Below are 7,611 nucleotides of genomic sequence, written 5' to 3'. Positions count from 1 at the left end.
GCCCGTGCCCGGCCATGTCGACGGCCACGGCCCGGACGCCCGCGCCGGTCAGGCCGGCCAGAACCTCGGTCCAGCACCAGCTGCCATGCCAGAACCCGTGCAGCAGCAGCACCGGCGCGCGGTCTCGCGGCGCGGGCATGCTCACCCCTGCCTGCGCAGGTCGAGCTCGAGCCAGTCGGCGAGGGCGGTGATCTCCTGGTCGACCTCGGCGGTCATGGCGGCGGTGAACGGCACGTCCTGGTGCACGGCGTGCACCACGAGCGCGCCCGCCTTGCGGTCGGCGAGGGCGTCGACCTTGCCGACCAGCCGGTCGCCGTACAGCACCGGGAGGGCGTAGTAGCCCCAGCGCCGTTTCGCGGCGGGCTTGTACATCTCCAGCTGGTAGTCGAACTCGAACAGGTCGAGGGTGCGGCCGCGGTCGTGGACGAGCCGGTCGAACGGCGACAGCAGCGCGGCCCGCCCGGCGAACGGCTGGCCGAGGTAGGACGGGTCGACCCGCCACTCGCCGCGGACGCCCTCGACGACAGCAGGCTCGCCGGCCGCGCCGACGACGGCGGGCTCGACGGAGAACTCCACGCCGGTGGCGCGGGCGATGCCGAGGGCGCGCAGCCGCCGCCGGTCCCGTTCGCGCACGGCTTCCTCGGCGGGCACGACCGGGTGGTCGGGGTAGACGCGTTCGGCCAGGTCCCACAGCCGCTCGCGGCCTTTCCGCCCGGCGACCGCGACCTCGCCGCGGGCGACCATGAAGTCGAGCAGCTTGGTGATGTTTTTGTTGTTGGTCCAGCCGGTGGAGGCCCACGGCCGGTCGCACGTGTCGGGCAGCTCGCGGGATGGCAGCGGGCCCTCGGCGCGCAGCCGGCCGAGGATGTCGCGGCGGCACCGGTCGTTCGCCTGCACCCAGTCGCGGAAATGGATCTGCCAGCCCTTCAGCTCACCGGTTCCCGGCCAGGCGGCCATTCGCGCGCGGTAGAGCGCCAGGTCCTCGGCGGGGCGGAGCAGGGCCATCAGCTCGATCAGCTGCCGTTCGTCCACCGCCTTGCGCAGGCCGGCGAGGGAGTACGCCGAGCCGAGCCGGCTCCAGACGACCAGGTCGGCGCTGGGCGCGACGGCGCTCACCGGGTCCAGCTGGAGCAGCGTGAGCCGCCGCGCGGCGGTGAGCAGGCCGTCCGGCCGGTCCCGTTCCAGCAGCTGCGCCTTGATCGCCAGCCGCCGGGCCTCCTGGCGGCTGAGCTGGTGCACTTTCGGCATGGCCTCGAGCCTATGCTCAGCCGCCCGCGCGGACCATGTCAGCGGACCACGTCGTAGGCCAGCGGGAGGACGACGATCAGCGCGCAGACGCCGGCGTTGACCAGCTTGTAGCTGTACAGCACCGCGGCGAACTCGCGGAGCATCGCGCCCGGCCAGTAGTAGCCGGCCGTGCGCGCCCCGGTGGCCTGGCCGTTGATCCCGAGCCGCCGCGCGATGATCGCGGCGCGGAACGCGTGGAAGCCGCTCGTCACGATGACGCACCGGGCAGCTGGCTTACCAGGGGCGGGGGGCCGCTGCTGGTCCATGATGGCCTTGCTGAACAGCAGGTTCTCTTCTGTGCTGGCTGAGCGGTCCTCGAGGATCAGCCGGCCGGCGGGAAACCCGCGCTCGGTCAGGTACCGAGCCATGGCCGCCGCCTCAGAGACCTGTTCGTCGCCGCCCTTGCCGCCGGAGACGATCAGCAGCGGGTCGGCGCCGCGGGACGCCAGCTTCTCGTAGACCGCACGGCCCCGCTCCAGCCTGCTGGCCAGCAGCCGGGGCACCTGTCCGCCGTCCAGCAGCCCGGCGCCGAGCACCACCACGTAGTCGGCGCGGCGGGCGACCGGGAGCTTGCTGTAGATCAGCGCGTAGATCACGTAGGAGACGCACAGGAACGACACGTAGCCGGCCAGCCGCACGGTGACCATGGTGACCTGGCTCAGCCGCGGGGAACCGACCCGGTCCGCGGCGACTTCGAGGGCGATCACCGCGAGGATGGCCAGCCCGGCGAGCAGGGGGAGCAGGGGGGTCGGGCGCACGCCTTCCTTCCGCACCATCGTGACGCCGTTGCCGACCAGGTACAGGGCGGCGAAGAACGGGCCGGCCACCGCCAGCAGCACCAGCGCGAGCAGCAGCAGGTGCGCGGCCCTGTCGTGCGTGCCGGCCAGCCGTTCGGCGCCGTCGAGCGCGCCGAGAGCCAGCGCGAGGCCGAGGAAGACCGCGTTGCTGAAGCTGCGCCTGTCGTGGGCCACGCCCGCGACGAAGACGACGAACGCCGCCATGGCCAGCCCGAGAGCGAACACGTCCTGAGGATACGGTGACAGGGGAGGACGAATGCCGATGCAGGAAGACCGCCCGCCGCGCGAGGTACGGGAGCCGCGGCTGTTCCGGCTGATCCCGCGGGAACGCGCCTACCTCATCCTGATGGGCGTCTGCTTGCTGCTGATCGTGCTGGCCTGGACGCTGATCTGGCGGTACTCGACCGTCGCGGCCGTCGCCATGTCCGCGGTAGCGCTGGTTATCCCGCCGGTCGCCGCGATCATCGGCAATGCGGGCCCGGTCAACAGGCAGTGACCGGCTGGGGAGTCACCACGGGCCCGTTCGGGGAAATTATGTCTCAAAATTGGACAGTTCGTTGTCTTGAATGATTCGTCTTTTGGGCGATAGGGTCCTGTGTTATGAGCCCGTCTCCGACTCCTGGTGCCGCCGATGAGCTGCGCGGCGCCGGCCTGCGGGTGACGGCCGCGCGCGTGGCGCTGCTCGAGACAGTCCGGCACGGTGACCATCTCGGCATCGAGGCCATCACCTTGGGTGTACGCGACCGGGTGGGGCACATCTCCCTGCAGGCCGTGTACGAGGCGCTGCACGCGCTCACCGCGGCGGGCCTCATCCGCCGCATCGAGCCGGCCGGCGGCGCGCCCCGGTTTGAGGGACGCGTCGGGGACAACCATCACCACGTCGTGTGCCGGTCGTGCGGCGTGGTCGCCGACGTCGACTGCGCGGTCGGCGAAGCGCCGTGCCTGACCGCGTCCGACGACCACGGTTTCTCGATCCACGAGGCCGAGGTCGTGTACTGGGGCCTGTGCCCCAGCTGTTCCACCGCCAGCAGTTCATGAACACAGCGATCCGCGTCGTCCGGAAGGATTCCCATGGCTGAGTCTGAGAACCACGATCCGCTAGTCATCGAAGACGAGACCCCGGAGGCCGCCGGAGCCGAGGACACGTGCCCTGTCGTGCACGGCCGCGTCCACCCCACCAAGGGTGACGCCAACTTCGAGTGGTGGCCGAACAAGCTCAACCTGAAGATCCTCGCCAAGAACCCCGCCGAGGCCAATCCCATGGGGGAGGACTTCAACTACGCCGAGGCGTTCAGCAGCCTCGACCTCGCCGCCGTGAAGCGGGACATCGCGGCGGTGCTGACGGACTCCAAGCCCTGGTGGCCTGCCGACTTCGGCAACTACGGGCCGCTCATGATCAGGATGGCGTGGCACAGCGCCGGCACCTACCGGATCAGCGACGGGCGCGGCGGCGCCGGCTCCGGGCAGCAGCGGTTCGCCCCGCTGAACAGCTGGCCGGACAACGTCAGCCTGGACAAGGCGCGCCGCCTGCTGTGGCCGGTGAAGAAGAAGTACGGCAAGAGCCTTTCGTGGGCCGACCTGATCGTGCTCACCGGCAACGTGGCGCTGGAGACGATGGGCTTCGAGACGTTCGGTTTCGGCGGCGGCCGCGTGGACGCCTGGGAGCCGGACGCGGACGTTTACTGGGGCCCGGAGACCGAGTGGCTCGGCGACGAGCGCTACACCGGCGACCGCGAGCTCGAGGACCCGCTCGGCGCGGTGCAGATGGGCCTCATCTACGTCAACCCGGAGGGCCCGAACGGCACGCCCGACCCGCTCGCCGCGGGCCGCGACATCCGCGAGACGTTCCGCCGGATGGCGATGAACGACGAGGAGACGGTGGCGCTGATCGCCGGCGGCCACACGTTCGGCAAGACGCACGGCGCGGGCCCGGCGGAGAGCGTCGGCCTCGACCCGGAGGCAGCCCCGATCGAGGAGCAGGGCCTCGGCTGGAAGTCGACCTACGGCACCGGCGTCGGCGCGGACGCGATCACCAGCGGGCTCGAGGTCACCTGGACCAACCACCCGGTGCGGTGGGACAACGAGTTCTTCGAGATCCTGTTCGGCTACGAGTGGGAGCTGACCAAGTCCCCGGCGGGCGCCAACCAGTGGCGGCCCAAGGGCGGCGCGGGCGCCGGCACGGTGCCGCAGGCGTTCGGTGACGGCACGCGCGAGCCGCGGATGCTCACCACCGACCTGGCGCTCCGCTTCGACCCGATCTACGAGCCGATCTCCCGGCGGTTCGCCGAGGACCCGGCCGCGTTCGCCGACGCGTTCGCCCGCGCATGGTACAAGCTGACGCACCGCGACATGGGCCCGGTCGTGCGCTACCTCGGGCTCGAGGTGCCGCGCGAGGTGCTGATCTGGCAGGACCCCATCCCCGACACGACGCCCCAGCTCACCGACGACGACATCGCCGTGCTCAAGGCGGAGATCGCCGCGTCGGGCCTGTCGGTGCCGCAGCTGGTATCCACCGCGTGGGCGGCGGCGTCGTCGTTCCGCGGCAGCGACAAGCGCGGCGGCGCGAACGGCGCGCGGATCCGGCTGGAGCCGCAGAAGGACTGGGAGGTGAACAACCCGGACCAGCTAGCGCCGGTGCTGCGCACCTTCGAGGGCATCCAGGAGGGCTTCCGCAAGGAGGTATCGCTCGCCGACCTGGTCGTGCTGGCCGGCGGCGTCGGCATCGAGGAGGCGGCCAGGGCCGCCGGGGTCTCGGTCGACGTGCCGTTCGCCCCGGGTCGCGGCGACGCGGACCAGGAGGAGACCGACGTGGAGTCGTTCGCCAACCTGGAGCCGAAGGCCGACGGGTTCCGCCAGTACGTCGGGAAGGGCGTGCGGCTGCCCGCCGAGTACCTGCTCGTCGACAAGGCGAACCTGCTGACGATCTCCGCCCCGGAGATGACGGTCCTCCTCGGCGGACTGCGCGTCCTCGGCGCGAACTACGACGGGTCGAAGCTCGGCGTGTTCACCGACAGGCCCGGGGTGCTGACCAACGACTTCTTCGTCAACCTGCTCGACATGGACACGACGTGGCAGCCCACGTCCGAGGACGCGAACACGTTCGAGGGCAGGGACGCCGCGGGCGAGGTCAAGTGGACCGGCAGCCGCGTGGACCTGGCCTTCGGGTCGAATTCGGAGCTGCGGGCGCTCGCGGAGGTGTACGCGAGCGACGACGCGACGGAGAAGTTCGTGACCGACTTCGTGGCCGCCTGGGTCAAGGTCATGAACGCGGACCGGTACGACTTGCGGTAGGCGCGCGCACCATGATCGTGCGGGAGTAGCCCCAGACTACGGGGGTACTCCCGCACGATTTTTGCTGGAGACTGATAACAGCAAGAAGCGCTGAGGCGCCAGTCGCGGGCTCGCGCCCGCGGAACGCCGGTCCCCCTAGGCCACCGTCTCCGTCGCGCTGCGCCCGGTCGCCGCGTCCGCCGCCTCGGCAACGGCATCCGGCCGGTGGAAGTCCTTGCGGCGGATCAGCGCGGCGGCGCACACCCCGCCGACGAGGGCCAGGGCCGCGGTCACGTAGAGCAGGTCGTTCATGCCCGCGGCGAAACTCGACCTGAGCGCCGCGGCGACCGCGGCGCGGTCCGCCGGCGGCACCGAGGAGATCGCGTGCGCGACATTGCCCTGGCGGATGGCGCTCACCATCCGCGGCGCCGATCCGGCCAGCGATGGCGGCAGGGCCGTGGACAGGTGGCGCTCGATAGCCGAGGTGAAGATGGTGCCGAGCGCGGCGATGCCGGTGGCGATGCCCACCTGCCGGAAGGTCGAGTTGGCGCCCGAGGCCATTCCCGCCTGGTGCGGGGGCACCACGCCGATAGCGGTCGAGGCGAGCGGCGGATTCACCAGCCCCGAGCCGAACCCGGAGACGATGAACCCGGGGATCAGGTGCGTCCACGACGACGTGCCGCTCAGGCCCGTCATGAGGATCAGCCCGATGCCGACGATCAGCAGACCGGGGCCGACCAGCCAGCGCGCGGGCACGCGGTCGCTGAGCCGCCCGGCGATCGTGGCCGTGACGAGCTGGGCGAGGCTGATGACGGCGAGCCGCAGCCCCGCCTCCAGCGCCGAGTAGCCGAGAATGTCCTGCAGGTAGATCACGAAGTACAGCAGCATCGCGTACAGCGACCCGTTCATCGCGAACGCCGCGATGGACCCGCCGGTGAACGTGGGCACGCGCAGCAGGGACAGGTCGAACATCGGGTGCGCGACGCGGCTCTCGGCCCACACGAACGCGGCGAGCAGGACCACGCCGGCGCCCAGGCAGCCGATCACCCCGGTGTCTGACCACGAGGTCTCCCCGGCCCGGATCAGCCCGTAGATCAGCGTGGTCAGCCCGGCGGTGAACAGCACGAAGCCAACCCAGTCCGGCGGCTCGGGGTGGGGGGAGCGGGACTCTTCCACCCGCCAGATGGTCACGGCCAGCGCGAATATGCCGACCGGCACGTTGACGAGGAAGATGCCGCGCCAGTTCCAGTCCGTCGTGATCACCCCGCCCAGCACCGGGCCGAGCGCGGTGGAGACGCCGATGACCGCTCCCCAAATGCCGAAGGCCACGCCCCGCTCACGGCCGCGGAAGCTGTTTCCGAGCAGTGCCAGCGACGTCGCGAAGATGATCGCGCCGCCGACCCCCTGGCCGCTGCGCGACGCGATGAGCATCAGCGGACTGACCGCGAGGCCGCAGAGCAGCGAGCCGATCGTGAAGATCGCGAGCCCGATCGAGAACAGCAGCTTGCGGCCGTACCGGTCGGCGAGCGAGCCCGATGTCAGCAGCAGCGCGGCGAGCGTGAGGGCGTAGGCGTCCAGGGTCCACTGCACATCGCTGAACGAGGCGTGCAGCCCGGTCTGGATCGCCGGCTGCGCGACGATCACGATCGTGACGTCGAGCAGCAGCATGAACAGGCCCGCGCACACCGCGATGAGGGTCCACCACTTCTTAGCCATCAGTTATCGCCTTTCCACTGGGGCTTACCGTCATTCATCGTGCCCGATATCCTGAAGGCGCCCCGCATTCAGCGGCCATCTCGCCGGATCTCGACATTGTGAGGCTCGAATCCGTGAAATCCAGTCATCTAGACGCCGTTGACAGGCAGCTGCTGCACGCGCTGACGGTGGCGCCGCGAGCGCCGTTCCGCCTGCTCGCGGAGATCATCGGCGTCTCCGACCAGACCATCGCGCGCAGGTACCGCCGGCTGGCGGAAACCGCCGGCCTGCGGGTGTACGGCCTCATCGACGGCGAGCGCGCCGGCTGGGTGGACTGGATCGTCCGCCTGCAGGCCACCCCGGGCAGTGCGCAACCGATAGCGGCCGCGCTCGCGCGCAGGCCAGATACCCGGTGGGTACGGCTGTATTCGGGCGGTACGGAAATCGTCTGCACCCTGCAGGCGCGGACCCCTGAGCAGCGCAACACTCTATTCCTGCGCGGCCTGCCCGGCAGCCGCCACGTCACCGCCATCACCGCGCATTCGATCCTGCATGAGTTCAC

At 70.8% G+C, this 7,611-nt stretch carries 8 protein-coding genes; 4 read left to right on the top strand and 4 right to left on the bottom strand.

The features are described 5' to 3' along the window. From WA805_RS05240 to WA805_RS05230, 3 genes are all read right to left on the bottom strand, one after another. The coding region (locus WA805_RS05240; RefSeq protein WP_422274739.1) for an alpha/beta fold hydrolase at window positions 1-139 on the bottom strand (139 nt) is incomplete at its 3' end. Between the two features lie 2 nt (window positions 140-141). After that, window positions 142-1,248 (bottom strand): DNA glycosylase AlkZ-like family protein, encoded by a 1,107-nt coding sequence (locus tag WA805_RS05235; RefSeq protein WP_422340698.1) that lies wholly within the window; start codon window positions 1,246-1,248, stop codon window positions 142-144. A 38-nt stretch (window positions 1,249-1,286) separates the two neighbouring features. Continuing rightward, a complete protein-coding gene (locus WA805_RS05230) occupies window positions 1,287-2,309 on the bottom strand; it encodes a YdcF family protein (protein WP_422323836.1) in 1,023 nt (340 codons plus the stop codon). Window positions 2,310-2,340: 31 nt separating this feature from the next. Here WA805_RS05230 and WA805_RS05225 point away from each other — a divergent pair, with 31 nt between their 5' ends. From WA805_RS05225 to katG, 3 genes are all read left to right on the top strand, one after another. Continuing rightward, a complete protein-coding gene (locus tag WA805_RS05225; protein WP_422290975.1) occupies window positions 2,341-2,580 on the top strand; it encodes a DUF3099 domain-containing protein in 240 nt (79 codons plus the stop codon). A 104-nt stretch (window positions 2,581-2,684) separates the two neighbouring features. Then, entirely contained in the window at window positions 2,685-3,122 is a 438-nt protein-coding gene (locus tag WA805_RS05220; protein WP_422274731.1) for a Fur family transcriptional regulator, read from the top strand. Between the two features lie 33 nt (window positions 3,123-3,155). Continuing rightward, a complete protein-coding gene (gene katG, locus WA805_RS05215; RefSeq protein WP_425241781.1) occupies window positions 3,156-5,375 on the top strand; it encodes a catalase/peroxidase HPI in 2,220 nt (739 codons plus the stop codon). A 135-nt stretch (window positions 5,376-5,510) separates the two neighbouring features. On the opposite strand, the gene WA805_RS05210 is transcribed toward katG, so the two are convergent. Next, window positions 5,511-7,070 carry an MFS transporter gene (locus WA805_RS05210; protein ID WP_425241780.1) on the bottom strand — a complete coding sequence of 520 codons (1,560 nt, stop codon included), beginning with the start codon at window positions 7,068-7,070 and terminating at the stop codon, window positions 5,511-5,513. 113 nt (window positions 7,071-7,183) lie between these two features. Between WA805_RS05210 and WA805_RS05205 the strand changes: the two genes are divergently transcribed. Next, window positions 7,184-7,611: Lrp/AsnC family transcriptional regulator (locus WA805_RS05205; protein ID WP_425241779.1), on the top strand; the 428-nt coding region annotated here is incomplete at its 3' end.

This window comes from Trebonia sp. (genome assembly GCF_049794275.1).
Lineage (GTDB): Bacteria > Actinomycetota > Actinomycetes > Streptosporangiales > Streptosporangiaceae > Trebonia.
This window is presented reverse-complemented; position numbering and strand designations above follow the sequence as displayed.

What these genes read in the sequence shown, in the direction of transcription:
- WA805_RS05225 (WP_422290975.1), top strand. Translation starts at nt 2,341, where the DNA reads ATGCCGATGCAGGAAGACCGCCCGCCGCGCGAGGTACGGGAGCCGCGG.
- WA805_RS05235 (WP_422340698.1), bottom strand. Translation starts at nt 1,248, where the DNA reads ATGCCGAAAGTGCACCAGCTCAGCCGCCAGGAGGCCCGGCGGCTGGCG.
- katG (WP_425241781.1), top strand. Translation starts at nt 3,156, where the DNA reads ATGGCTGAGTCTGAGAACCACGATCCGCTAGTCATCGAAGACGAGACC.
- WA805_RS05210 (WP_425241780.1), bottom strand. Translation starts at nt 7,070, where the DNA reads ATGGCTAAGAAGTGGTGGACCCTCATCGCGGTGTGCGCGGGCCTGTTC.
- WA805_RS05220 (WP_422274731.1), top strand. Translation starts at nt 2,685, where the DNA reads ATGAGCCCGTCTCCGACTCCTGGTGCCGCCGATGAGCTGCGCGGCGCC.